At 61.4% G+C, this 22,614-nt stretch carries 21 protein-coding genes; 12 read left to right on the top strand and 9 right to left on the bottom strand.

The window, feature by feature from the left end; translation table 11 throughout:
* The first annotated feature begins 78 nt into the window (after positions 1 to 78).
* The 10 genes from glpK (at position 79) to KHP07_RS02735 (ending at position 11,531) form a co-directional block, all read left to right on the top strand.
* Positions 79 to 1,584, top strand: a complete 1,506-nt coding sequence (gene glpK, locus KHP07_RS02690) for a glycerol kinase GlpK (protein WP_214496554.1) — start codon at positions 79 to 81, stop codon at positions 1,582 to 1,584.
* Positions 1,585 to 1,679: 95 nt separating this feature from the next.
* Complete coding sequence (locus KHP07_RS02695; RefSeq protein ID WP_025856881.1) at positions 1,680 to 2,435, top strand: DeoR/GlpR family transcriptional regulator; 756 nt, start codon at positions 1,680 to 1,682, stop codon at positions 2,433 to 2,435.
* Positions 2,436 to 2,636: 201 nt separating this feature from the next.
* Positions 2,637 to 4,175: a glycerol-3-phosphate dehydrogenase gene (gene glpD / locus KHP07_RS02700; protein ID WP_099494169.1), complete on the top strand. Its 1,539-nt coding sequence runs from the start codon at positions 2,637 to 2,639 to the stop codon at positions 4,173 to 4,175.
* 324 nt (positions 4,176 to 4,499) lie between these two features.
* Positions 4,500 to 5,426, top strand: coding sequence for a glutamate/aspartate ABC transporter substrate-binding protein (locus tag KHP07_RS02705; protein ID WP_010212760.1), 927 nt, complete (start codon positions 4,500 to 4,502; stop codon positions 5,424 to 5,426).
* 194 nt (positions 5,427 to 5,620) lie between these two features.
* On the top strand, positions 5,621 to 6,367 hold the full coding sequence (locus KHP07_RS02710) for an amino acid ABC transporter permease (RefSeq protein ID WP_025856885.1): 747 nt from the start codon (positions 5,621 to 5,623) through the stop codon (positions 6,365 to 6,367).
* Complete coding sequence (locus KHP07_RS02715) at positions 6,367 to 7,038, top strand: amino acid ABC transporter permease (protein ID WP_078047112.1); 672 nt, start codon at positions 6,367 to 6,369, stop codon at positions 7,036 to 7,038. The genes KHP07_RS02710 and KHP07_RS02715 overlap by 1 nt, the downstream gene beginning before the upstream one ends.
* Complete coding sequence (locus KHP07_RS02720) at positions 7,035 to 7,769, top strand: amino acid ABC transporter ATP-binding protein (protein WP_034102398.1); 735 nt, start codon at positions 7,035 to 7,037, stop codon at positions 7,767 to 7,769. The genes KHP07_RS02715 and KHP07_RS02720 overlap by 4 nt, the downstream gene beginning before the upstream one ends.
* A gap of 176 nt (positions 7,770 to 7,945) precedes the next feature.
* Positions 7,946 to 9,847, top strand: a complete 1,902-nt coding sequence (gene aauS / locus KHP07_RS02725; RefSeq protein WP_099494168.1) for a two-component sensor histidine kinase AauS — start codon at positions 7,946 to 7,948, stop codon at positions 9,845 to 9,847.
* Positions 9,844 to 11,193 carry a two-component response regulator AauR gene (gene aauR / locus KHP07_RS02730; RefSeq protein ID WP_078047110.1) on the top strand — a complete coding sequence of 450 codons (1,350 nt, stop codon included), beginning with the start codon at positions 9,844 to 9,846 and terminating at the stop codon, positions 11,191 to 11,193. Before aauS ends, aauR begins: the two co-directional genes overlap by 4 nt.
* On the top strand, positions 11,193 to 11,531 hold the full coding sequence (locus KHP07_RS02735) for a GlpM family protein (protein WP_028619050.1): 339 nt from the start codon (positions 11,193 to 11,195) through the stop codon (positions 11,529 to 11,531). Before aauR ends, KHP07_RS02735 begins: the two co-directional genes overlap by 1 nt.
* A gap of 122 nt (positions 11,532 to 11,653) precedes the next feature.
* Here the strand turns inward: KHP07_RS02735 and KHP07_RS02740 are convergent, their stop codons facing one another.
* Genes KHP07_RS02740 through KHP07_RS02765 form a run of 6 tightly spaced genes read right to left on the bottom strand, consistent with a single transcriptional unit; the run spans position 11,654 to position 18,899 of the window.
* A complete protein-coding gene (locus KHP07_RS02740; protein WP_099494166.1) occupies positions 11,654 to 13,051 on the bottom strand; it encodes a sigma-54-dependent transcriptional regulator in 1,398 nt (465 codons plus the stop codon).
* Positions 13,041 to 14,810, bottom strand: coding sequence for a sensor histidine kinase (locus KHP07_RS02745; RefSeq protein ID WP_078047108.1), 1,770 nt, complete (start codon positions 14,808 to 14,810; stop codon positions 13,041 to 13,043). The genes KHP07_RS02740 and KHP07_RS02745 overlap by 11 nt, the downstream gene beginning before the upstream one ends.
* Positions 14,810 to 15,934, bottom strand: a complete 1,125-nt coding sequence (locus tag KHP07_RS02750; protein ID WP_214496555.1) for a GNAT family N-acetyltransferase — start codon at positions 15,932 to 15,934, stop codon at positions 14,810 to 14,812. Before KHP07_RS02750 ends, KHP07_RS02745 begins: the two co-directional genes overlap by 1 nt.
* Positions 15,935 to 15,950: 16 nt before the next feature.
* Complete coding sequence (locus KHP07_RS02755; protein ID WP_214496556.1) at positions 15,951 to 16,817, bottom strand: alpha/beta hydrolase; 867 nt, start codon at positions 16,815 to 16,817, stop codon at positions 15,951 to 15,953.
* Positions 16,814 to 18,208 carry an aspartate aminotransferase family protein gene (locus KHP07_RS02760; RefSeq protein WP_078047105.1) on the bottom strand — a complete coding sequence of 465 codons (1,395 nt, stop codon included), beginning with the start codon at positions 18,206 to 18,208 and terminating at the stop codon, positions 16,814 to 16,816. The genes KHP07_RS02755 and KHP07_RS02760 overlap by 4 nt, the downstream gene beginning before the upstream one ends.
* Positions 18,201 to 18,899 (bottom strand): MtnX-like HAD-IB family phosphatase, encoded by a 699-nt coding sequence (locus KHP07_RS02765; protein WP_078047104.1) that lies wholly within the window; start codon positions 18,897 to 18,899, stop codon positions 18,201 to 18,203. Before KHP07_RS02765 ends, KHP07_RS02760 begins: the two co-directional genes overlap by 8 nt.
* A 228-nt stretch (positions 18,900 to 19,127) precedes the next feature.
* On the opposite strand from KHP07_RS02765, the gene KHP07_RS02770 reads away from it, so the two are divergent.
* Both KHP07_RS02770 and KHP07_RS02775 read left to right on the top strand, forming a co-directional pair.
* Positions 19,128 to 19,898: a MipA/OmpV family protein gene (locus KHP07_RS02770; RefSeq protein WP_214496557.1), complete on the top strand. Its 771-nt coding sequence runs from the start codon at positions 19,128 to 19,130 to the stop codon at positions 19,896 to 19,898.
* Positions 19,899 to 19,954: 56 nt separating this feature from the next.
* The gene (locus KHP07_RS02775) at positions 19,955 to 20,821 is read left to right on the top strand and encodes a fatty acid desaturase family protein (RefSeq protein ID WP_214496558.1); all 867 of its coding nucleotides are present in this window, start codon (positions 19,955 to 19,957) and stop codon (positions 20,819 to 20,821) included.
* Between the two features lie 83 nt (positions 20,822 to 20,904).
* On the opposite strand, the gene KHP07_RS02780 is transcribed toward KHP07_RS02775, so the two are convergent.
* The 3 genes from KHP07_RS02780 to KHP07_RS02790 are packed head-to-tail and all read right to left on the bottom strand — an operon-like array spanning position 20,905 to position 22,603.
* Complete coding sequence (locus KHP07_RS02780; RefSeq protein ID WP_078047101.1) at positions 20,905 to 21,309, bottom strand: EamA family transporter; 405 nt, start codon at positions 21,307 to 21,309, stop codon at positions 20,905 to 20,907.
* On the bottom strand, positions 21,306 to 21,686 hold the full coding sequence (locus tag KHP07_RS02785) for a DMT family transporter (RefSeq protein ID WP_010212789.1): 381 nt from the start codon (positions 21,684 to 21,686) through the stop codon (positions 21,306 to 21,308). Before KHP07_RS02785 ends, KHP07_RS02780 begins: the two co-directional genes overlap by 4 nt.
* Positions 21,683 to 22,603 carry an arginase family protein gene (locus tag KHP07_RS02790; protein WP_078047100.1) on the bottom strand — a complete coding sequence of 307 codons (921 nt, stop codon included), beginning with the start codon at positions 22,601 to 22,603 and terminating at the stop codon, positions 21,683 to 21,685. Before KHP07_RS02790 ends, KHP07_RS02785 begins: the two co-directional genes overlap by 4 nt.
* Positions 22,604 to 22,614 lie beyond the last annotated feature (11 nt).

A 22,614-nucleotide genomic window follows, 5' to 3' on the forward strand; every position in this document is an offset into this window, starting at 1 on the left:
CGCTGGCCGGGTCCCCACTGCCTCTTTGCGGACCCGGCTGATTCCTTACTTCCTTATTTTCCGTCCAAGGCAATCGACATGACCGACATTCAGAATAAGAACTACATCATTGCCCTTGATCAGGGCACCACCAGTTCCCGCGCGATCATCTTCGATCGTGACGCCAACGTGGTCTGCACCGCCCAGCGTGAATTCACTCAGCATTACCCACAAGCCGGTTGGGTCGAGCATGACCCGATGGAAATCTTCGCCACCCAGAGTGCGGTGATGGTCGAAGCGCTGGCACAGGCCGGCCTGCACCATGACCAGGTTGCTGCCATCGGCATCACCAACCAGCGTGAAACCACCGTGGTGTGGGACAAAGTCACCGGTCGCCCGATCTACAACGCGATCGTCTGGCAGTGCCGCCGTAGCACCGAGATCTGCCAGCAGCTCAAGCGCGATGGCCACGAGCAATACATCAATGACACCACTGGCCTGGTCACCGACCCGTACTTCTCCGGCACCAAGCTCAAGTGGATCCTCGACAACGTCGAAGGCAGCCGCGAGCGTGCGCGCAACGGCGAACTGCTGTTCGGCACCATCGACAGCTGGCTGATCTGGAAATTTACCGGCGGCAAGACCCACGTCACCGACTACACCAACGCCTCGCGCACCATGCTCTTCAACATCCACACCCTGGAGTGGGACGCGAAGATGCTGGAGATCCTCGACGTACCGCGCGAAATGCTGCCGGAAGTCAAATCCTCCTCGGAAATCTACGGCCGCACCAAGAGCGGCATCGCCATCGGCGGTATCGCCGGTGACCAGCAAGCGGCACTGTTCGGCCAAATGTGCGTCGAAGCCGGCCAAGCCAAGAACACCTACGGCACCGGTTGCTTCCTGCTGATGAACACCGGCGACAAGGCGGTAAAATCCAAGCACGGCATGCTCACCACCATCGCCTGCGGCCCGCGCGGCGAAGTGGCTTACGCCCTGGAAGGCGCAGTGTTCAACGGTGGTTCCACTGTGCAGTGGCTGCGTGACGAGCTGAAGATCATCGCCGATGCCACCGACACCGAATACTTCGCCGGCAAGGTCAAGGACAGCAACGGCGTGTACCTAGTGCCAGCCTTCACCGGCCTGGGCGCGCCTTACTGGGACCCGTATGCCCGTGGCGCACTGTTCGGCCTGACCCGCGGCGTACGCGTGGATCACATCATTCGTGCAGCGCTGGAGTCGATTGCCTACCAGACCCGCGACGTGCTCGACGCCATGCAACAGGACTCCGGCGAACGCCTCAAAGCCTTGCGTGTGGACGGCGGCGCCGTGGCCAACAACTTCCTGATGCAATTCCAGGCCGACATTCTCGGCACCCAGGTCGAGCGCCCGCAAATGCGTGAAACCACCGCACTCGGCGCCGCCTACCTGGCCGGCCTGGCGTGCGGCTTCTGGGGCAGCCTGGACGAGTTGCGCGGCAAGGCGATGATCGAGCGCGAATTCGAACCACAACTGGACGAAGCGGCCAAAGAGAAGCTCTACGCCGGCTGGCAAAAAGCAGTCAGCCGCACCCGTGACTGGGAGCCCCACGAAGGCGCTGAATAAGCCAAGCGCCGGACCCATATAGGGTTGTAACTGGCAGGGAGCGGATTCCTGCGTCATCATGGGCCACTTTTGTATGGCAGCCCAAAGGACGCCCCATGAATCTGCCTCCCCGCCAACAACAAATCCTCGAACTGGTCCGCGAACGCGGCTATGTCAGTATCGAGGAAATGGCGCAGCTATTCGTTGTCACCCCGCAAACCATCCGCCGCGACATCAACCAACTGGCGGACGCCAATCTGCTGCGCCGCTACCACGGCGGCGCGGCCTATGATTCCAGTGTCGAGAACACCGCGTACGCCATGCGGGCCGACCAGATGCGCGACGAGAAACAGCGCATCGGCGAAGCCATCGCCGCGCAAATCCCCGATCACGCCTCGCTGTTCATCAATATCGGCACCACCACCGAATCCATCGCGCGCGCGCTGCTCAACCACAATCACCTGAAAATCATCACCAACAACCTCAACGTCGCCACCATGCTCAGTGCCAAGGACGACTTTGACGTGCTGCTCACCGGTGGCAATGTGCGCCGTGACGGCGGTGTAGTGGGCCAGGCGAGTGTCGACTTTATCAACCAGTTCAAGGTCGATTTTGCGTTGGTGGGTATCAGCGGTATCGATGAAGACGGCAGTCTGCTGGACTTTGATTACCAGGAAGTACGCGTATCCCAGGCGATTATCGCCAATGCACGCCAGGTGATCCTGGCGGCGGACTCCAGCAAATTCGGGCGCAACGCCATGATTCGCCTGGGCCCGATCAGTTTGGTGGACTGCCTGGTGACCGACCAGCAGCCAGTGCCGGCGCTGGTGCAGCTGTTGAGCCAGCATAAGGTTCGACTGGAAGTCGTGTAACCCTGGGGTGAGCGGGCTTGCCCCGCTCACCACATCAGTAGCTTGTCCCGCCCGCAGATGTTCACAAATTTTCCTTTCCCGCCGCTTCGATGAGTTTTTTCAATCGAAGTCAGGTGGCTGTGCGCGCGTTTATCAGCTACCATTTTCGCAAATGAACATTAATGTTCGAATTCCAATACGAAAAGATCGCGAGGCCAGCCGATGAACCCTTCTACCTTGCCTGCCCCACCGCTTGCCGAAGTCTATGACGTTGCCGTTATCGGTGGCGGGATCAATGGCGTCGGCATTGCAGCAGACGCAGCCGGGCGCGGTTTGTCGGTATTCCTTTGCGAAAAGGATGACCTGGCCAGCCACACCTCCTCCGCCAGCAGTAAGCTGATCCACGGCGGCCTGCGTTACCTCGAACATTACGAATTCCGCCTGGTGCGCGAAGCGCTGGCCGAACGCGAAGTGCTGTTGGCCAAGGCCCCGCATATCGTCAAGCAGATGCGCTTCGTGTTGCCGCACCGCCCGCACCTGCGCCCAGCGTGGATGATTCGTGCCGGCCTGTTCCTGTACGACCACTTGGGCAAGCGCGAAAAGCTCGCCGGTTCGAAAAGCCTCAAGTTCGGCCCTGACAGCCCGCTGAAAAGCGAAATCACCAAAGGCTTCGAATACTCCGACTGCTGGGTCGATGACGCCCGCCTGGTGGTGCTGAATGCCATGGCCGCCCGCGAAAAAGGCGCGCACATTCACACCCAGACCCGGTGCATCAGCGCACACCGCAGCAAGGGCCTGTGGGAAATGAACATGGAACGCGCCGACGGCAGTCTGTTCTCGATCCGCGCCCGCGCACTGGTGAACGCCGCCGGCCCATGGGTCGCCAAATTCATCAAGGACGACCTGAAGCTGGACTCGCCCTACGGCATCCGCCTGATCCAGGGCAGCCACCTGATCGTGCCGAAACTGTACGAAGGCGCCCACGCGCACATCCTGCAGAACGAAGACCAGCGCATCGTCTTCACCATTCCGTACCTGAATCACCTGACCATCATCGGCACCACGGACCGCGAATACACCGGCGACCCGGCTGCAGTTGCGATCACCGAGGGTGAAACCGACTACATGCTCAAGGTGGTCAACGCTCACTTCAAGAAACAATTGAGCCGCGACGACATCGTCCACACCTACTCCGGCGTTCGCCCGCTGTGCAACGACGAGTCCGACAACCCGTCAGCCATCACCCGCGATTACACCCTGGCACTGTCCGGCGGCACGGGCGAGGCGCCGATCCTGTCGGTGTTTGGCGGCAAACTGACCACCTATCGCAAGCTGGCTGAATCGGCGATGGCGCAACTGGCCCCCTACTTCACCCACATGCGCCCAAGCTGGACTGCTACCGCCAGCCTGCCCGGCGGCGAAGACATGACCACGCCAGAAGCCTTGGCTGACGCCATCCGCAGCAAGTTCGACTGGGTGCCGAGCGAGATCGCGCGCCGTTGGTCCACCACCTACGGCAGCCGCACCTGGCGCCTGCTCGAAGGCGTGCAATCGCTGGCCGACCTGGGCGACCACCTGGGTGGTGGCCTGTACACCCGGGAGGTCGATTACCTGTGCACCGAGGAATGGGCAACCCAGCCTCAGGATGTGCTGTGGCGTCGCACCAAGCTTGGCCTGTTCACCACCCCGGAAGAACAGGACAACGTGCAGCGTTACCTGTCCAAGGTCGAGCAACACCGCGCAAAGATTGAAGCGGCCTGACCGGGCCGCCATAAAAAGCCCCTGTGCCGCGAGGTCCAGGGGCTTTTTCATGCCTGCACCTTCCCTCTTTCACCATTCGGTTTTCCGAACGGCGTACACCGTACCATTCGGTTTGCCGGACCCATGCTTCGAAAATCAACCGTCACACAAAGTTAATTTTCTTATAAATCAAATAGATAACCTTTAATTCCAGGTATGGCACGACTCATGCTCTACACTCTTGGACGATTGCCTGAGACGCCTCAGGAGCCGTCACGGGCATTCGCTGTACAAGAGAGCCGTTTAGCCGGCTTCATAAAAAAAACAAATGTCGAGGAAGTATTGATGCGCATCGTTCCCCATATTCTGGGCGCAGCTATCGCTGCTGCTCTGATCAGCACTCCAGTGTTCGCCGCCGAACTGACCGGCACCCTGAAGAAGATCAACGACTCCGGCACCATCACTCTCGCTCACCGCGACAGCTCCATTCCGTTTTCCTACATCGCGGATGGTTCGGGCAAACCAGTGGGCTACTCCCACGACATTCAGCTGGCCGTCGTCGAGCAACTGAAAAAAGACCTGAACAAACCCGACCTGAAGGCCAAGTACAACCTGGTCACTTCACAAACCCGTATTCCGCTGATCCAGAACGGCACCGCGGACCTCGAGTGCGGCTCCACCACCAACAACGCCGAACGCGCCCAACAAGTTGATTTCACCGTCAACATCTTCGAAATCGGCACCCGCCTGCTGGTCAAGAAAGACAAGGATGGCAAGCCGAGCTACGCCGACTTCGCTGACCTGAAAGGCAAGAACGTCGTGACCACCGCTGGCACCACGTCCGAGCGCATCATCAAGGCGATGAACGCCGACAAGCAGATGGGCATGAACGTCATCTCCGCCAAAGACCACGGCGAATCCTTCCAAATGCTGGAAAGTGGCCGCGCCGTTGCGTTCATGATGGACGACGCCCTGCTGGCCGGTGAAGAAGCCAAGGCCAAGAAGCCGGACGACTGGGTCATCACCGGTACTCCGCAGTCCTTCGAAGCCTACGCTTGCATGGTGCGTAAAGACGACCCAGCCTTCAAGAAAGCGGTCGATGACGCCATCGTTGCCCTGTACAAATCCGGCGAAATCAACAAGATCTACAGCAAGTGGTTCGAGAGCCCGATCCCACCAAAAGGCCTGAACCTGAACTTCCCGATGAGCGACAAGGTTAAGGAGCTGATCGCTAACCCAAGCGACAAGCCAGCCCCTGACGTAAAAATCTGATACCTGACTAAGCTTATCTCCTGAGGGAGCCAACCCTCCCTCAGGCGTCTGTTACTACCTGCTGGCTTTACTTTGGAACACTCGACCTGGCGGTTTTCGAGCCGATCGCGTGTGCCTGGCGTTCATCGCCAGGCGGGAATGGATTTTCCCCAAGCGGGTGCTTGTACATCGATCGATCTCGAGGGGAGACCCTAATGAATTACAACTGGGACTGGGGCGTGTTCTTCAAGTCCACTGGCGTGGGCAGCGAGACTTATCTCGACTGGTACATCGCCGGTTTGGGCTGGACCATCGCCATCGCTGTCGTGGCATGGATTATCGCCTTGCTGCTGGGGTCCATTCTGGGCGTCATGCGCACCGTGCCAAACCGCATCGTATCGGGCATCGCGACCTGCTATGTGGAACTGTTTCGTAACGTGCCGCTGCTGGTTCAGCTGTTTATCTGGTACTTCCTGGTACCCGACATGCTGCCGCAGAACCTGCAGGACTGGTACAAACAAGACCTCAACCCGACCACCTCGGCCTATCTGAGCGTTGTCGTGTGCCTGGGCCTGTTCACCGCCGCCCGTGTGTGTGAGCAAGTGCGTACCGGTATCCAGGCGCTGCCACGCGGCCAGGAATCCGCGGCACGCGCCATGGGCTTCAAGCTACCGCAGATCTACTGGAACGTGCTGCTGCCGCAGGCTTACCGGATCATCATTCCGCCGCTCACCTCGGAATTCCTCAACGTCTTCAAGAACTCCTCCGTGGCGTCCTTGATCGGCCTGATGGAACTGCTGGCGCAAACCAAACAGACCGCCGAGTTCTCGGCCAACCTGTTTGAAGCCTTCACCCTGGCCACGCTGATCTACTTCACCCTGAACATGAGCCTGATGCTGCTGATGCGCGTGGTCGAGAAGAAAGTCGCGGTGCCCGGCCTGATCTCCGTGGGGGGTAAATAATGGAATTCGATTTCAGCGGCATCATCCCCGCCATCCCGGGCCTGTGGAACGGCATGGTCATGACCTTGCAGTTGATGGTCATGGGCGTGATCGGCGGTATCGCGCTGGGTACGGTCCTGGCGCTGATGCGCCTGTCGTCCAGCAAACTGTTGTCCCGCGTGGCTGGCGCCTACGTGAACTACTTCCGCTCGATCCCGTTGCTGCTGGTGATCACCTGGTTCTACCTGGCGGTGCCGTTCGTGTTGCGCTGGATCACCGGCGAAGACACCCCGATCGGTGCGTTCACCTCGTGCGTCGTGGCCTTCATGATGTTCGAAGCCGCGTACTTCTGTGAAATCGTGCGGGCCGGCGTGCAGTCGATCCCCAAGGGCCAGATGGCGGCGGCACAGGCAATGGGCATGACCTATGGCCAGACCATGCGCCTGATCATCCTGCCCCAGGCGTTCCGCAAGATGACTCCGTTGCTGCTGCAACAGTCGATCATCCTGTTCCAGGACACCTCGCTGGTCTACACCGTGGGCCTGGTGGACTTCCTCAACTCCGCCCGCTCCAACGGCGACATCATCGGCCGCTCCAATGAGTTCCTGATCTTCGCCGGTGTCGTCTACTTCATCATCAGCTTTTCCGCCTCGCTGCTGGTCAAGCGTCTGCAAAAAAGGTTTGCCGTATGATCTCTATCAAGAACATCAACAAGTGGTATGGCGACTTCCAGGTGCTGACCGATTGCAGCACCGAGGTTAAAAAAGGCGAAGTGATCGTGGTGTGCGGGCCGTCCGGCTCGGGTAAATCCACCCTGATCAAGTGCGTCAACGCGCTGGAACCGTTCCAGAAAGGCGACGTGGTCGTGGACGGCACCTCGATTGCCGACCCAAAGACAGACCTGCCGAAACTGCGCTCGCGCGTGGGCATGGTGTTCCAGCACTTCGAGCTGTTCCCGCACCTGACCATCACCGAAAACCTGACCATCGCGCAGATCAAGGTGCTCGGCCGCAGCAAGGAAGAAGCCACCAAGAAGGGCCTGCAACTGCTGGAGCGCGTCGGCCTGTCGGCGCACGCCCACAAGCACCCGGGCCAGCTTTCCGGCGGCCAGCAACAACGTGTGGCAATCGCCCGCGCCCTGGCCATGGACCCGATCGTCATGCTGTTCGACGAACCGACCTCGGCGCTGGACCCGGAAATGGTCAACGAAGTGCTCGACGTGATGGTGCAACTGGCCCACGAAGGCATGACCATGATGTGCGTGACCCACGAAATGGGCTTCGCCCGCAAAGTCGCCGACCGCGTGATCTTCATGGACGCCGGCAAGATCATCGAAGACTGCCCGAAAGAGGAGTTCTTCGGCGACATCAACGCCCGCTCCGAACGCGCGCAGCACTTCCTTGAGAAAATCCTGCAGCACTAAAAAGCAGGCCCGTTTTCCCTGTGGGAACCGGTTTTGTGTAGGAACTGGCTTGCCAGCGATAGAATCACCTCGGTGTCACAGACACACCGAGGTGCCTGCATCGCTGGCAAGCCAGCGCCTACATGAGCCATGTTCGTCACAGGGCTTGCGGCTCTGGTTGACCCAAGGCATCTGTGATGAAATGCGACCCCAACCAATTTCGCGCCGCACCGCCATCACTTGCCGTGAAACCACGTCTGATCCGCCAACTGTTCCTGCCGCCGTTGATCATCGCCCTGATGATCGGCCTGGGTTATATCGGCTTCTGGATCAGTGAGTACTACGGCATCCGCACCCTCAGCGACACCGGCGAACGTCAGCTGGAGTTGCATGCCCGCACCGTCGAAAGCGAACTGAGCAAATACACCTACCTGCCCAGCCTGCTGGAATTGGAGTCCAGCGTCTCCACGCTGCTGGCCGACCCGAACCAGGAAACCCGCAAGACCGTCAACGATTATCTCGAAGGCCTGAACCGACGCAGTCGCAGTCGGGCCATCTACGTGATGGACACCACCGGCCGTGTGCTGGCCACCAGTAACTGGCGCGATGCCGACAGTTATCAGGGTGAAGACCTGTCCTTCCGCGCCTATTTCCAGAACGCCGTACGTGGCCAGCCCGGGCGTTTCTATGGGATCGGCAGCACCAACGGCGAACCCGGCTACTACCTGGCCCACGGCCTGGAGGAGCATGGCAAGATCATCGGTGTCGCCGTGGTCAAGGTGCGCCTCGAAGCCCTGGAAGAACGCTGGCAACGCGCACGCCTCGAAGCCTTTGTGAGCGACGAGAACGGCATCATCATTCTCTCCAGCGACCCGGCCCGCCGGCTCAAGGCCGTGCGCCCGCTGAGCGATGACACCAAGGACCGCCTGGCCCACAGCCTGCAATATTACTGGGCGACGCTGAACGAGCTGGAGCCCCTGGCCCGCGAGCGCCTCAACGAAGGCACCGAGAAACTGACCTTTCCCGCCAACAGCGAAGTGGTCAACGACGAGCATGAAGTCAGCTACCTGGCCCAGACCCGCCCGCTCAACGATACCCCCTGGAATTTCACCCTGCTGACCCCGCTCAACGACCTGCGCCGCGCCGCGATCAACCAGGGCATCCTGGTGGCGGTCGCGTTTGGCCTGGTGGCGTTTTTGCTGATTGCCTGGAACGAGCGTCGCAAGGTCATCGCCACCCGCCTCGCCGCGCGCGAAGCCCTGCAAGAAGCCAACAGCCAGCTGGAGCGGCGGATTGCCGAACGCACCGCCGACCTGCGCGCCAGCAATGAACGGCTCAAGGGCCAGATCCGTGAACGGCGCCAGGCCGAGGAAACCCTGCGCCGCGCCCAGGATGAACTGGTGCAGGCCGGCAAGTTGGCGGCCATCGGCCAGATGTCGACCAGCATTGCCCACGAATTGAACCAGCCCCTGGCCGCGCTGCGCACCCTGTCCGGCAACACCGTGCGCTTCCTCGAACGTGGCGCCCTGGATACTGCCAGCGCCAACCTCAAGACCATCAACGAACTGATCGACCGCATGGGCCGCATCACCGCCAGCCTGCGCTCCTTCGCCCGACGCGGCGACGATCAGGGTGAAGCCAGCCTTGCCAAGGCGGTGGACGCCACGTTCCAGGTACTCGGCGCACGCCTGGACAGCCTGCCACTGACCCTGCACCGCGACTTTTCCAACGCCCAACTGCAAATCGACCAGACGCGCCTGGAGCAGATCCTGGTCAACCTGATCGGCAATGCCCTCGACGCCATGCAAGCCCAACCGGCTCCCGAACTGTGGCTGGAAGGCAGCACCGTCGACGATAAATACCGCCTGCAAGTGCGCGACAATGGCCACGGCATCGACCCCGAGGCGCGCAAGCATTTGTTCGAACCGTTCTTCACCACCAAACCCGGCGAGCAAGGCCTGGGCCTGGGCCTGACCCTGTCCGCCAGCCTCGCAGCAGCCACCGGCGGTAACCTCGCCGTGGAGCACCCGGCCAGTGGTGGAACGGCCTTTGTCTTGTGCCTGCCGTTGGCGGGCGCTCAAAAAGCTGAGTCGACATGAATACAGACGCTACAGCCCTTAAAGACGACCTCACCGTACTGATCGTCGAAGACGACCCCCATGTGCTGCTGGGCTGCCAGCAAGCCCTGGCCCTGGAAGACATTCCCAGCGTCGGCGTGGGCAGTGCCGAAGAAGCGTTGAAGCGTATCGGCGAGAACTTCGCGGGCATTGTGATCAGCGATATCCGCCTGCCGGGCATCGACGGCCTGGAGTTGCTCACGCGCCTCAAGGCCCTGGATAAAAGCCTGCCGGTGGTGCTGATCACCGGGCATGGCGATATCTCCATGGCCGTCGGCGCGATGCGCAACGGCGCCTACGACTTCATGGAAAAACCCTTCTCCCCCGAACGCCTAGTCGATGTCGCCCGCCGCGCACTGGAGCAGCGCGGGCTGGCGCGGGAAGTCTGGTCGCTGCGCCGCCAACTGGCCGAGCGCGACTCGCTGGAAGGCCGCATCATTGGCCGTTCGCCAGCCATGCAGAACCTGCGCGAATTGATCGCCAACGTCGCCGACACCTCGGCCAACGTGCTGATCGAGGGTGAGACCGGCACCGGCAAGGAACTGGTCGCACGCTGCCTGCATGACTTCAGCCGCCGTCACTCCCACCAGTTCGTCGCCCTGAACTGCGGCGGGCTGCCGGAGAACCTGTTCGAGAGCGAGATCTTCGGCCACGAAGCCAACGCCTTTACCGGTGCGGGCAAGCGTCGCATCGGCAAGATCGAACACGCCCACGAAGGCACGCTGTTCCTCGACGAAGTGGAAAGCATGCCGATCAACCTGCAGATCAAACTGTTGCGGGTGTTGCAGGAACGCACCCTCGAACGCCTGGGTTCCAACCAGAGCGTCGCGGTGGATTGCCGAGTGATCGCCGCCACCAAGTCCGACCTCGACGAACTGAGCCGCGCCAGCCAGTTCCGCAGCGACCTGTACTACCGTCTCAACGTGGTGACCCTGGAACTGCCGCCCCTGCGCGAACGCCGCGAAGACATCCTGCAACTGTTCGAACACTTCCTGCAGCAGTCGTCACTGCGTTTTGACCGCAGTGTGCCAGAGCTGGACAACCAGACCCTGTCCAGCCTGATGAGCCACGACTGGCCCGGCAACGTGCGTGAACTGCGCAATGTCGCCGAACGCTTCGCCCTCGGCCTGCCCGCCTTCAAGAAAAGCGGCGCCAGCAGCGGCAGCCAGGGCCTGGCCTTTACCGAGGCGGTGGAAGCCTTCGAGCGCAACCTGCTCAACGATGCCCTGCAACGCAGCGGCGGCAACCTGACCCAGGCCAGCCAGGAACTGGGGATGGCCAAGACCACGCTGTTCGACAAAGTCAAAAAATACGGGTTGAGCCACTGATGGATCTGGTATTGAAGGCCGCCCTGGGCGCGGCCGTGGTGTTGATCCTGGCCGCGCTGGCCAAGACCAAGAACTACTACATCGCAGGCCTGGTGCCGCTGTTTCCGACCTTTGCGTTGATCGCCCACTACATCGTCGGCAAGGGCCGTTCGGTGGACGACTTAAAGACCACGATCCTGTTCGGGATGTGGTCGATCATTCCGTACTTCGTGTACCTGGCGACATTGTATGTGATGGTCGATCGGATGCGGTTGGAAGCGTCACTGGCCGTGGCGGCGGTGGCGTGGTTGATGGCCGCTACGATATTGGTCAGCATCTGGGTCCGCGTTCACGCCTGACCCAACACGGTCAAAACTGTGGGAGCGGGCTTGCTCGCGAATGCGGTGGTTCAGTTGGAACATATTTGACTGACACACCGCTTTCGCGAGCAAGCCCCCTCCCACATTTGAACCTCAGTGTGTCAGCGCACGATCTTGTCGACCTGGATACCCAGCTTCTTCAGGCGATACCAGAAGCTGCGCTCCGATATCCCGATCTTCGCCGCCGCCGCGGCCTGTACGCCGTTGCTCTCCTGCAACGCTGCCAGGATATAGGCCTTCTCGACCTCTGCCAGCGCCGCATCCAGGTCCTGGGGAATGCCCGGCCCATCGCTCAGAATCGCCGTCACACCGCCCTCGCTCGGCTTGGACGCAAACAGGTAACCCGGCAAGTCGATGTCCTCGATCACCGGTGAGGCCGCCACGATGGTCGCGCGCTCCACGCAGTTCTGCAGCTCACGGATATTACCCGGCCAGTGATACGCCGCCATGGCCTGCAACGCCTCCGGGCTGAAGCCAGTGATACGTTTGCCGGCGGTGGCACTCAGGGTGTGGGCGAAGTGGCGGGCCAACGGCGCGATGTCTTCCACCCGTTCACGCAAGGCCGGCAGCGGGATCGGGAAGACATTGAGGCGGTAATACAGGTCTTCGCGAAACTCTTTGTTGGCCACCGCGTCCAGCAAATTCTTGTTGGTGGCGGCAATGACGCGCACGTCCACCTTGCGCTCGCGCGGGTCGCCCACCGGTTCGATCACCCGCTCCTGCAACGCCCGCAGGATCTTCGCCTGCAACGCCAACGGCATGTCGCCCACTTCGTCGAGAAACAACGTGCCCTTGTCGGCCTGCTGGAAGCGCCCTACCCGGTCGGCCACGGCACCGGTAAACGCGCCTTTGCGATGGCCGAACATTTCGCTTTCCAGCAAGCCTTCCGGGATCGCCGCACAGTTGACCGCAACGAAAGGCTGGTCGGCACGGCTGCCGTGTTTGTGGATGGCGCGTGCGACCATTTCCTTGCCAGTGCCGCTTTCGCCGGTCAGCAAGATGGTGGCGCTGCTGTCGCGCACCGAGTCCACGGCTTGCAGTACTTTGCGAAACGCCGGGCTGTCGCCCACCAGGCTGTCGAACTGCGCGTGTTCATCCAGCTCGGCACGCATGCGCGCGTTGTCGCGCATGATGTCGCGAAACTGCAGGGCCTTGGCCACGGTGATGTCCAGCTCGTCGATGTCGAACGGCTTGGCGATGTAGTCGTAGGCGCCGTTGCGCATCGACTGCACCGCGTTTTTCACCGTGCTGTAGGCGGTCATCACGATCACCGGCACATGGGGGTAACGCACCTTGATCTCGGCGAGCAGCGCCGGCCCGTCCATGCCGGGCATGCGCCAGTCGCTGATCACCAGGTCGATGTCTTCCTGCTCCAGCACCTTGAGCGCGTGCAGGCCGTTGCCGGCGATAAACACCTGCACATCGTTCTGGCCCAGGGCCGACGCCAGCAGGTCGCAGAGCTTGGGTTCGTCGTCGACTACCAGAATGTTATGCGTCATGACTGTCCTCGTCGTCTTCGCCAATCGCCGGAATGTACAGGCTGAAGGTGGCGCCGGCATCTTTCTCACTGGCACATTCGATGCTGCCGTCGTGACTTTCCATGATCGAATAGACTTTGGCCAGGCCCAGGCCGGTGCCAGAGGCCTTGGTGGTGACGAATGGCGTGAAGATACGCTCGATCATTTCCGCCGGGATACCTTGGCCGGTGTCGGCGATGCTGATCACGGTGTTGTCGTCCAGCGTGCGAATGCCCAGGGTCAGGCGCCCGCCTTCGGGCATCGCGTCGATGGCGTTGAGGATCAGGTTGAGGCACGCCTGCTTGAGCTGTTTGGCGTCCGCGTAGATCGTCGCCCCCGGCGCCTGGTCATCGATGTGCGCGTCGATGTTATGGGTGGCCAGTTCCGGGGCGCAGAAACCGAGGATTTCCTCCACCAACGGGCGCGCAGGCTGCAACACGCGCAGCGGCGGGTTGGGCTTGGCGAAGTCGAGGAACTCGGTGATCAGGTCGTTGATGCGGCTGACTTCACTGATCACGTATTCCAAGTGGCGTTTGTCGGTGTCCGCCAGGTCGGCGCGGCGGTGCAGCAACTGTGTGGCCGTCTTGATGATGCCCAGCGGGTTGCGGATCTCGTGGGCCAGGCCCATGGCGACTTCACCCAGGGCATGCAGGCGATCACGCCGGCGCAGCTGGGCTTCGAGGTAATGCAACTCGCCCAGGCGTTCGGTCATATGGTTGAAGGTGCTGCTCAACTGCGCCAGCTCGTCGCCGCCACTGACCACCACGCGGTGCGCGTAATCGCCGGAGATCACCGCGCTCACGCCTTGGGACAGGTCTCGCAGCGGCTTGGTCAGGCGCCGCGACACCAACACCCCCGCCGCCAGCGACAATGCCGAGCTGAGCAGGAAGATCAGCACGAACAGATTGCTCTGGTTCACCAGCCCCACCAGGCTGGTGTGGCGCAGCAGGCCGCTGAAAATCACGCCCTGCAAGTCGCCGGCGTCGTTGAAGATCGGCCAGTACAACCCACTGTAGTTATTGGTGAACTGCTCGCTGGGCTGCTTGGTGCTGCGCATCGCAGTTTCGACGTTCTTGGGGATACGCGAGGGGTGATCCTCGAAGCGCTGGGTGGAGAATATCTCGGAGAACCCATCGGGGTTGGCCAGGTACAGGCGCAGGTCGAGGGAATGCACATCGGCCACGCTGGTGAGGAAACTGCTGTCCAGGTACGTGGCCACCAGCAGCAGGTAATCGACACCGTCCTGGGTGGTCTCGAAGGTGGACACCACGATCCCGGTGCTCACCCCGGCCACCTGCACGGTCTGCAACACCGCGTTGCTGGTCAGGCTGATCTGTTTGACGATGTCGTCGGAGGCGGTGCTGAACACCAGCTTGTGGTCGCTGACGCGGATCAGCGCGACCACGTCGATGTCCGTGGCATCGGCAATGTCGGCAGTCAGCCGGTCGTGCTTGGCCGCCTGCCGGTTGGAGGGCGGGCTGGTGTAGCGCAGGAACAGCTTGGCCATGCGCGCGTTGTCATGAAGGATGTCGCCGATTTCGTCCTTGACGATCTTGGTCGACTCCTGCAGCCAAATGCGCACGTTGCTGTCGAAGATCTGCGACAACGTGGTGGCGGCCAGCTCTGCTGCGATCATGGTGGGAATCACGCTGACCAACCAGAACGCCAGCACCAGCTTGCGCTGGACGCTCCAACGCGAAATGGCAAAGGGGCGGGCTTTCTGGCGGGTCTTGGTGATCATCAGGTTTCGCTTATCGCAGCAGCCATGGCAGGGTCGGAACGATCCGGTCGAATAAACAGTTTTACAAGCTTGAGCAGGCTGTTGACCAGCCGGTTGCGGTGGCGAAAATACACACTGTTGCCCTGGAACTCGCAGCCCAGGCGCAGCTTACTGGCATACCCGGCCTGCCCGCACTCATACACGGCAATATTGTGTTGAATACAGTAGTCGACATTGGTCAGCCAGCTACGGAAGTACAGGTTGTAGTCGCGGGTGAACGCGACGTCATGCCCGAAAAACTTGTCCACCAGCCGGTGTTGGTCGACCAGCATCAGGTTGAACGCCACCAGTTGCTCGTCCACCCAGTAAAGAACACAGACCGCGCGCTCATCAAGCCGTTCGAGCACCGAGGTGAAGTAACCGGCAGGCAGCCGCTCGAACTGCAACTCGGCACGCGTGAGCGTGGCTTCGTACAGGCGCATGACTTCGGGCAGCACGTCGTCGATGTTGCGCCGCCATTCTACCCGCGGGCCCGGCGCGCGCAGCTTGCGGCGCAGGTCCTTGCGGGTGGATTTGCCCAGCGAGCCCAGGTAGGCATCCACCGAACCATAGGGCAGCGGCAGCACGCCCGTGGGCAGGCTCGGCATGCTTTGGAAGCCCGCCGCCCGGCAACTCTCGAGCCAGTGCGGGTCTTTGCTCGGCGCATCCTTGACCGCCACCAGGCCGATGCCGAAGTCATCGGCATCCTGGCGAGCGGCCTGCAGCAAGTGCTTGAGCAACAGCGGACGCTGGGCATCCGGCACGCTGCTGGCGAAACCCACGTCACAGCGTTCGGCCACTGGCGATCCGAGGGCATACAGCCCCAGTTGCAAAAGCCCCGGCCACAATCGCTCCACACGCTCGGCCAAGCGCTTGCCGGCGCCCGACACCGTGGTGTCGAGGCGATAATGCGTGATGAACGCGGCCGCCACCGCCACCAGCGTTCCATCTTGATAAACCGCGAGATAACGCCACTGAAAATCATCAATGGCGGCGTTTTCCACGGCAACGTAATAGTCCCAGTCCTCCAGGGCACCCGGGAAACAGTCGTTCCAGGCACTGCGCTGGATAGCCCGGATGGTCGGGAAGGCTTGGGCGGTGATCACATCGTGTCCTTAAGGCTTATGCCCGCTGTCGATAATCTTGAGGGGCCGGGATGGCCTGGGCATGCTGTTCGACGAACCCCGCACTCAATTCGATCACCCGGCGGTATTGCAGGTCGACGGTGATCATGTGGTAGCAGTTGTCCAACAGGATCTTGGTCACCGGCCCGCCGAGGTGGCGTTCCACGTAATCGGCGTTCCAGCGGCTGGTGATGTCGTCCTCGATAGAGTGCAATACCAGCGCCGGTACGTTGATCGACGGCATGCGTTTTTTGACCACGGCGTTCATCCAGTGCAATTCACGCACTGTCACGCCCTCCATCGTCAACAGGCCCGCCTCGCTGCTTTCGCCTTCCTTCATTTGCCGTTCAACGATGGCGCGCAGGCGTTCATTCTTGATGCCGTAGGGCGGCTTCTCGGTGAAGCGGAACAGGCGTACGCCGAACGGGATACGGATGAGCAACGGCGTGATGAACGCCATTTTGTTGATGCTCCACCCGTCGTACTTGAGCGTGGTGGAATACATCAGCAAACCGGCCACCTGGCCCGGATGCTCCGACGCCAGGTACATCGACATCACCGCGCCCATCGACAAGCCGCCGACAAACACCTGCGCGTGGCGTTGCTTCACGCCCACGAAGGTCTTGCGTACGCCTTCGTACCAGTCCAGCCACCCCGTGGCCTGCAGGTCACTGTTGTCACCGCAGTGCCCGGCCAGGGTGGGCACGTACACCGTGCAGTTGCCCGCCTTGGCCAGGCCCTTGGCGACCTGGCGCAATTCCGTCGGGGTGCCGGTCAGGCCGTGGATCAACAGGATCCCGACCGGACCGTCACCGAGAACGAAGCCGGCGGTACCTTCACCGAGGTCGATCTCTGCTGTGTTCACCGGTTGGTCGCCCGCACCAGCAGTTGCTCGAGCAGCTTCAGGCCCAGTTCGATTTCCGGGTAGCTGATTTCCAGGGACGGTGCCAGGGTGATCACGTTCTTGTAGTAACCGCCCACGTCGAGGATCAGCCCGAGTTTCTGGCCGTCCACCACCATGTCGCCCTTCATGCCTTCTTCGACCATGTAGTCCAGGGTCGCCTTGTCTGGCGTGAAACCATCCGGGCCGCAGATTTCACAGCGCAGGGCCAGGCCTAGGCCGTCGACGTCGCCGATGATTGGGAAACGTTTCTGCAGGTCTTGCAGGCCTTCGAGGAAGAATTTGCCCTTGGCCATGACCATCGCGCCGTAGTCGACTTCGTTGGTCATCTTGAACATTTCCAGGCCGACCGCCGTGCCCAACGGGTTGGAGGCGAAGGTGGAGTGGGTGGAACCTGGCGGGAAGACCTTCGGGTTGATCAACTCTTCACGGGCCCAGATGCCGCCCAGCGGGTTGAGGCCGTTGGTCAGGGCCTTGCCGAACACGATCACGTCCGGTTGCACGTCGAAGTGCTCGATCGACCACAACTTGCCGGTGCGGTAGAAGCCCATCTGGATTTCGTCGGACACCATCAGGATGCCGTGCTGATCCAGCACCTGCTTGAGTTCGCGGTAGAAGTTCATCGGCGGGATCACGTAGCCGCCGGTGCCCTGGATCGGCTCGACGTAAAACGCGGCGTATTCGCTCTGGCCGACTTTCGGGTCCCACACACCGTTGTATTCGGTCTCGAACAGGCGGGCGAATTGCTGCACGCAGTGGCTGCCGTATTCTTCCTTGGTCATGCCTTTAGGGCCACGGAAGTGGTACGGGAACGGAATGAACTGCGCACGCTCGCCGAAGTGGCCGTAGCGGCGACGGTAGCGGTAGCTGGAGGTGATCGACGAGGCGCCGAGGGTACGCCCGTGGTAGCCGCCTTCGAAGGCGAACATCAGGCTCTTGCCGTTGGTGGCGTTACGCACCACCTTCAGGGAGTCTTCGATGGACTGCGAACCGCCGACGTTGAAGTGCACGCGACCGTCGAGGCCGAATTTCTTCTTGGCGTCCACCGCGATCATTTCCGACAGCTCGATCTTGCCCTTGTGCAGGTACTGGCTGGCGATCTGCGGCAGCGTGTCGATCTGTTGTTTCAGCGCATTGTTCAGGCGCGGGTTGGCATAGCCGAAATTGACCGCCGAGTACCACATCTGCAGGTCGAGGTAGGCCTGGTCTTCGGTGTCCCACACGTAGGAGCCTTCGCAGCGGCTGAAAATACGGGGTGGTTCGATGTAGTGAACGGTGTCGCCGTAGGAGCAATACTTGGCTTCTTTATCCAGAAGAACCTGGTCTTCGGCGGTAGCGATACGGATATCAGACATGGTGGAAGAGTTCCTGGTTGTCAGCAGTAAAGGAGTTGGCGTTGGCGGCGATGCCTTGTGGCAGCAGCGCCAGCAATGCCGGCACTTCGGCGAAGGTGTCGAAGCGCGCGTGTGGGATGTCGTGGGCCACGCAGTAGTCGGCGAGGCTGCCCTTGGCAAACACAAAATCGGCGGTGGAGGCCACGCACATGTCGGACTTGCCGTCGCCGATCACCAGCACGCGCTTGTTGCGCGGCGTGGACTTGCACTTGCAGTTGCCGGAGGCGGCACGGCAGGCATCGCTGGCATACGGGAAGTCGATGCGCCAGCTGTTCTGGTCGACCTGGCGCAGGCGGTTGGCGAGGATCGGCAGCAGGGTCACGTAGTTGCGTGACAGAATCCGCGCAATGCCCTGCTCGATGCCGTCGCTGACCACTTCGATGGACGCACCCAGGCCGATCACGTGGTCGACGAAATCCGGGAAGTCCGGGTCGATCTCGACGCTGTCGAAATACGAAAGCAGCTCGGAGGGGGTGGCCTTGATCAGCGCCAGTTGGCGGCTCAGGCATTCGCGTGAACCGATATGCCCATCCAGCCATTCCTGTTCGATGGTTTCCCACTCGGGGCCGGCGAAGCGTTGGAGGACGTTGTCGATGACATCGGTGGGGGTGATGGTCCCGTCGAAGTCACACACGATATGCCATTGGATCATCGTTGTTTACCTTGGAGGAGCGCGCTGTGTGCGCTTGCAAAAAGGTGTAGAGCAGGGACTGTGCCAACTGGCGCAAGCCCAGCGGGGCTGGGGCTTGGCTCGGCTTCGAGGATGATTTGTGTCGCAGGAGCTACAATTTTTGTAGCTTGCTACAAACAAGATGAGTGCTTGCGCGGGGTCGACGCTTTGCGCGTTCATGCGCACGTAATCAATCAAGGAACAGTGACCATGTTGAGGATCACTTGCGCTGCACTGGCCGGTTTACTGGGCCTCTGGAGCGTTTCGAACGCGGCTCAGGCCGCCGGTATCACCGGCGACGTCGGCGCAGGCGTCAGCTACCAGCCCCATGACCCTACTGGCAGCCGCTACGAAACGCGGCCCGTTCCCTACGTCGATCTGGACTGGGGCTCTGTCAGCCTGAGTACCGACGACGGCTTGACCTGGAGCGCCTTGGACAGCAACGGTTTTACCGCCGGCCCGTATATCAATTACCTGCAGGGGCGCACCTCGAACGGCTCGCTGCAGGGCTTGCGCAATGTGTCGGACATGGCCGAGGTAGGCGGTTTCGTTCAGTACGCACCGGCTGATTTCTGGCGGGTGTATGCACAGCTGGGCCAGGCCGTCGGCGGCGGCCATTCGCAGAGCGGCGCGCTGGGCAAGGTCGGCGGCGAACTGGGCTACCCGTTGGGTAACGGTGTGATCGGCAGCAGTGGCCTGGTGGCGCACTTCGCCGATGCCCGCCAAACCCAGACGTTTTTCGGCGTGGATGACAACGAGGCAGCCGCTTCGGGCTTTCGGCCGTACAACGCCAGCGGCGGCTTCCAGAACGTGACGCTGACCCAGAGTTTCGAGTTTCCCCTGGCGGCCAAATGGTCGTTGCTGACCAGCGCGAGCTGGGTGCATCTGGTGGGCTCGGCGGCGGACAGCAGCATCGTCCGGCAGACCGGCGAAGTGAACCAGGGCCAGGTGCAGACGGCCATCAGCTACACATTCGATTGAGGTTGGTCTGGGGTTTGCAATGAGGTGCTGGAATCCATTTTTCCAGGACACTCTTCATGGCTCGCCCCGCTTACCGCCTGCTGCATCACTCGCTCTGGGACCTGGTGCCCATCGCCCTGGGCCTGGCGCATTTCGCCTTTGTCATCTGGCTGGTTGCCGCCTTCCATAGCCTGAGCTGGTGGGCGCTGGTGCCCCTGGCACTGATCTACGCGATCAGCTTGTCGTGGAGCATCAACAGCATCTCCCACAACCAGATTCACAACGCCTACTTCACCCATCGCGCGATGAACCGGGCCTTCGACCTGCTGCTGTCGGTGACCATCGGTTTTTCCCAGACGCTCTACCGCGATATCCACAACCGCCATCACCGTGGTAACGCCGACCTACCGGGGCCGGATGGCACAACCATCGACCCGCTGTCGATCTACCAGCGCGGCCACAATGGCCAACCGGAAAACCCGTGGGCCTATACCTTCCTGAGTTTTTTCCGCGACGATCCCAAGCCGTTCTATGACGAGATGAAGCGCAAACGCCCGGCCGATGCACGCTGGGTCAAAGTCGAGATCATCGTGACGGTGGCGTTCTATGTCGCCCTGGCGTTCTACAACTGGCAGGCGGTGCTGTGGCTGTTGCCGTTCTGGTACCTGGGCCAGTGCCTGTCGTCGCTCAATGGCTACTACGAACACTTCGGCGGCAACCCGGACCTGCCGATTGCCTGGGGCGTGAGTTCCTACAGCGTGCTGTACAACCTGATCTGGATGAACAACGGCTACCACGCCGAGCACCACTACCGACCGAAGATGCACTGGACCAAGGTGAAGGCGTTTCATCGGGAGATTGCCGAGCAACAGCGTGAGGCGGGGGTGAAGCAGCTTCCAGTGTCACACGGGCTGGGCTTTCTGGTGGCGCACAGAAAAGCCTGACTCGCCACTAACCCCTGTGGTGAGCAGGCTTGCCCTGCGCGAGGCAAGCTCGCTCACCACAAAAATCAAACCGGCCAACGTGATCAGTTTTCTTCGCCTTCGGCCAGCAGGGCGATGCCGGCGATAATCACCGCCACCCCCACCCAGTGCAGCGGGCTGATATGTTCCCCCAGCCCCAGCCACGACCCCAGCAACACCACCACAAACACCAGTGAGCTCAGCGGAAACGCCAGGGACAGGCTGCTGCGCCGCAGGATCAGCATCCACACGAAAAACGCGCCGATGTAGCTGGCGATCGCCGCCAGGATCCCGGGGTTGCGCGCCACTTCACCCAGCCACTGCCAGTTGAAATCCATCTGCCCCAGTTGGTCCCCGGCCACTTTGGTAAACAGCTGACCGGCGCTTTCGGTGCAGATCAATAAGGCCCACAGCACCACCGTGCCGAAGCGCCCGTGCAGCCATCCGGTATTCATCGTTTGCGTACTCATGCCTGGCTCCCTGCAATCGCCACCAACATCACTCCCAAGGTAATCACCAGCGTGCCCAACCAACGGCGGCGGCTGACGGTCTCGCCCAACACCACTTTGCCCGCCAGCACCACCCCGCAATAGGCCAGCGCGGCAGCCGGAAACAAGAGGCTCAAGGGTGCGCGGGACAAGGCTTCGAGCCACACGAAAAATTCGATCGCATAGGCGCCGATCCCGGCCCACAGCAACGGCGCATTGAACACTTGGCCCCAGAACGCATTCAGGCGAAAGCCGCCGTCCAGCTCGGGTAAACGGTCCAGGCCGATCTTGAAACACAGCTGGCCGATCACATCGAGCACGATGGAAAACGCCACCAGCAACACCACGGTCAAGGTCACGGAAACAGCTCCTCAAACAGATCAATCAAGGCTTCATTGGTGGCAGCGTTGCGCTGCAGGTCTTGCGCGCTCCAGCGTTCGGGTGGTGGCTGGTCCGACTTGGCTTCCCAGCGCTTGAACGCGTTGCTGAAAGCCGGCTGGGCGAACTCGCCGCACACATCGATGCCGATGATGCGCTTGCGCGCGGCCAAGGCCCGCAGGGCTTGCAGCAGGTGGGTCAGGCGCATGCCGCCCTGGTCCCAGTTGGTGGCCGCGTCTTCACTGGCAAGCACGTCTTTGTCGAGGGTGATCCAGATCGCTTCGGTGGGCAGACTGCTGATCATCTGCTCCAGGAAAGCCGCCCAATCCAGCTCGGCCAGGTTGCGCCAGTGCAGGTGGTCTTCCTGCTGACGATGGCCGGCGCCGTCCCCTACCCGCCCCCAGACTTTCGAGGGCGCGTGCTGCCAGGGAAACAGCTGCAAGTGCCCGCGCTTGAGGGCGCCAAGGTTGCCGCCACGCAGCTGCGGGTTATGCAGGTCATCGCTGCAGGGGCCGAGGGTGACGATGCGTTTGATCGCCGGCATTTTCAGCGCGCGGTTGACCCACGAACCACAGTGGCGCTTGGGCGCAAAGCGCACCCAGTCGGGGTGGTTGTCGAAGTGGATCAGGCTGATCGGTTCTTTGAGATCGGCGAGAAACGCCGGCGTGAGGTGATGGTAATCACCCGAGCCGACAAACAGGATTTCCGGGCGCGCATCCGTGGGCCGGGGCCGTTGGGCCATGCGTTCGGCGAAGCGCTTCCAGGTTTTTTCGGTGGACCACAGGCGCAGCTTGGGGCCCAGGTCGAGCAGGTCGATACGGTGGGCGCGGCCATTGGCCAAACGCCGGGCAATCGGCGCCTGGCCCGTGAGGCTGTGGTCGAGGTCAAGAATGTTCAAGGCAGTGTCCC

This window comes from Pseudomonas sp. VS40, assembly GCF_018587885.1.
Classification (GTDB): Bacteria; Pseudomonadota; Gammaproteobacteria; order Pseudomonadales; family Pseudomonadaceae; genus Aquipseudomonas; species Aquipseudomonas pergaminensis.

What these genes read in the sequence shown, in the direction of transcription:
- KHP07_RS02695 (WP_025856881.1), top strand. Translation starts at nt 1,680, where the DNA reads ATGAATCTGCCTCCCCGCCAACAACAAATCCTCGAACTGGTCCGCGAA.
- KHP07_RS02715 (WP_078047112.1), top strand. Translation starts at nt 6,367, where the DNA reads ATGGAATTCGATTTCAGCGGCATCATCCCCGCCATCCCGGGCCTGTGG.
- KHP07_RS02705 (WP_010212760.1), top strand. Translation starts at nt 4,500, where the DNA reads ATGCGCATCGTTCCCCATATTCTGGGCGCAGCTATCGCTGCTGCTCTG.
- KHP07_RS02765 (WP_078047104.1), bottom strand. Translation starts at nt 18,899, where the DNA reads ATGATCCAATGGCATATCGTGTGTGACTTCGACGGGACCATCACCCCC.
- glpD (WP_099494169.1), top strand. Translation starts at nt 2,637, where the DNA reads ATGAACCCTTCTACCTTGCCTGCCCCACCGCTTGCCGAAGTCTATGAC.
- KHP07_RS02735 (WP_028619050.1), top strand. Translation starts at nt 11,193, where the DNA reads ATGGATCTGGTATTGAAGGCCGCCCTGGGCGCGGCCGTGGTGTTGATC.
- aauR (WP_078047110.1), top strand. Translation starts at nt 9,844, where the DNA reads ATGAATACAGACGCTACAGCCCTTAAAGACGACCTCACCGTACTGATC.
- KHP07_RS02780 (WP_078047101.1), bottom strand. Translation starts at nt 21,309, where the DNA reads ATGAGTACGCAAACGATGAATACCGGATGGCTGCACGGGCGCTTCGGC.
- KHP07_RS02720 (WP_034102398.1), top strand. Translation starts at nt 7,035, where the DNA reads ATGATCTCTATCAAGAACATCAACAAGTGGTATGGCGACTTCCAGGTG.
- aauS (WP_099494168.1), top strand. Translation starts at nt 7,946, where the DNA reads ATGAAATGCGACCCCAACCAATTTCGCGCCGCACCGCCATCACTTGCC.
- KHP07_RS02775 (WP_214496558.1), top strand. Translation starts at nt 19,955, where the DNA reads ATGGCTCGCCCCGCTTACCGCCTGCTGCATCACTCGCTCTGGGACCTG.
- KHP07_RS02760 (WP_078047105.1), bottom strand. Translation starts at nt 18,208, where the DNA reads ATGTCTGATATCCGTATCGCTACCGCCGAAGACCAGGTTCTTCTGGAT.
- KHP07_RS02710 (WP_025856885.1), top strand. Translation starts at nt 5,621, where the DNA reads ATGAATTACAACTGGGACTGGGGCGTGTTCTTCAAGTCCACTGGCGTG.
- KHP07_RS02745 (WP_078047108.1), bottom strand. Translation starts at nt 14,810, where the DNA reads ATGATCACCAAGACCCGCCAGAAAGCCCGCCCCTTTGCCATTTCGCGT.
- KHP07_RS02770 (WP_214496557.1), top strand. Translation starts at nt 19,128, where the DNA reads ATGTTGAGGATCACTTGCGCTGCACTGGCCGGTTTACTGGGCCTCTGG.
- glpK (WP_214496554.1), top strand. Translation starts at nt 79, where the DNA reads ATGACCGACATTCAGAATAAGAACTACATCATTGCCCTTGATCAGGGC.
- KHP07_RS02740 (WP_099494166.1), bottom strand. Translation starts at nt 13,051, where the DNA reads ATGACGCATAACATTCTGGTAGTCGACGACGAACCCAAGCTCTGCGAC.